This is a genomic window from Aeromonas sp. R3-1 (assembly GCF_040908345.1).
GTDB classification, from domain to species: domain Bacteria; phylum Pseudomonadota; class Gammaproteobacteria; order Enterobacterales; family Aeromonadaceae; genus Aeromonas; species Aeromonas veronii.
The window spans coordinates 1-1,550 of record NZ_JBFODN010000026.1 but is presented as its reverse complement, the minus strand read 5'-3'; the positions used below and the strand labels follow the sequence as shown (position 1 = coordinate 1,550).

At 58.0% G+C, this 1,550-nt stretch carries 2 protein-coding genes and 1 tRNA gene; 2 read left to right on the top strand and 1 reads right to left on the bottom strand.

All coding sequences use genetic code 11. The annotated features are described in order from the left end of the window. The coding region (locus AB5Y85_RS01690; RefSeq protein ID WP_368221080.1) for a tyrosine/phenylalanine carboxypeptidase domain-containing protein at positions 1-715 on the bottom strand (715 nt) is incomplete at its 3' end. A 158-nt stretch (positions 716-873) separates the two neighbouring features. Between AB5Y85_RS01690 and AB5Y85_RS01685 the strand changes: the two genes are divergently transcribed. Both AB5Y85_RS01685 and AB5Y85_RS01680 read left to right on the top strand, forming a co-directional pair. Continuing rightward, positions 874-1,329, top strand: coding sequence for a YbjN domain-containing protein (locus AB5Y85_RS01685; RefSeq protein WP_005337119.1), 456 nt, complete (start codon positions 874-876; stop codon positions 1,327-1,329). A gap of 133 nt (positions 1,330-1,462) precedes the next feature. Beyond that, a tRNA-Ser gene (locus AB5Y85_RS01680) sits at positions 1,463-1,550 on the top strand.

Sequence of the window (1,550 nt, the reverse complement as noted above, 5' to 3'; positions counted from 1 at the left end):
GGCGACCGTTGAGGGTGGTGCCGACATGAACCCACCCCTCGTGCACCTCCAGTACCTGCAAGTCCAGCTCGGAGAAACGGGCGTGGGAGTTGAGCTTGATGTAGTCGCCACCGGCCGCGGCGTCGGAGACGATGCCATCGCTCAGCTTCACCTGCACCGTGCCGTCACTGAAGTAGCTCGACAGCTTGCCCTGTAGTTTGGCTACCGCCGCTTCGCCTTCGAACTCCTTGGGGTAGGGGCGTACCAGATGGCGGGCGCCGGGCAGGGAGAAGATATCGCACAGCCGAGAGCCCAGCTCCTTGAGGGTCTTGCGATCCCCGCGCAGGTGATCGCTGGCGGAGCCATAAAGCAACTGGCTATAACGCTGAAAATCGGGTTGGCCGCGCTGGCGCAGCATCTCGATCACCACCATGTACTGATCGACCGTCTCTTGCAGGATCCGGCCAAGATCGTCCTGCGGCCCCAGCTTTCTGCGGATCCGGTCCCGCAGCTCCTTGAGCTCCAGATACTTGTTGCGCGGATCGAAGCCGAGGGGGAGGGCATCATAGAAGTGCCTGTCGATAGCGGGCAGCTCCCTGCCACCGCTTGCCAGAAAGCGATCCTGCAGATGGCGTGGCCATTTGATGGCATCCAGAATGCGGATGGGTTTTTGCAGGGTGAGCAGCTCATCCGAGAGTGATTTCAGATGAAGGCGATACTTTTCTTGGATAGTCATCGGGCCCCCTGTGGGGCAAGCGTCATCGTGGATTTGGCTGAGTATATGCATAGCGCTTGCCAAAAAGAAGCGAGCCGCAGGGTTATCGGGTTGGCGTGCTTTTTGTTGATAGCAAATTGGTTTAGACTGCGCCCCTTGATCCCAATCTTGTCGTGGAAATGATGAATATCCCCAGCTCCGAAATGATAATGCGTTGGTTGCAACAGGCTCGTATCGAGCACTATGTCTGCGACCAGTGTCACGGTATCCACATTGTCTCTTTGCAGTCGGTCGATGGTATTCAGGAGAGCCGGATCTTCGTGGAAGAGGAAGGCCTGCTGTTCTCCTCCGAGCTGGAAGTGCGCCCCTCCGCAATGCTGCCGCTGGTTGCCGAACTGGGTCGGCTCAATATGCAGTACCCCTCCCTCAAGGTGTTCCTCGATATCATCGATGACAACCTGCCGCGGCTGGTGGTCGGCCACACCGTCTTTACCAAGGCCGGACTCAGCGTCGAGCAGTTCCTGCTGTTCGTGCAAAGCACCATCGCCGCTACCCACGAACTGGTTGCTGAATGCGAACGTTCCGGCTTCCTCAACCTGCCGGAAATCCAGGTCGCACCGGAATCTGTGCATTAAGTGTTCGAACGGTTCGCCAGGTGAAAAAAGCCGTTGACGCGGGCGGGGCTTTCCCCTAAATTACGCCCCGTTCCAGCGCAACAGCGCAGCGAGCACCGTGTTGCTGAACACGTTAAACCACAGACCAAAATTTGGTGAGGTGTCCGAGTGGCTGAAGGAGCACGCCTGGAAAGTGTGTATACGGCAACGTATCGAGGGTTCGAATCCCTCCCTCACCGCCA

Excerpts from the sequence above, each read along its gene's own strand:
- AB5Y85_RS01685 (WP_005337119.1), top strand. The coding sequence starts at position 874 with ATGATGAATATCCCCAGCTCCGAAATGATAATGCGTTGGTTGCAACAG.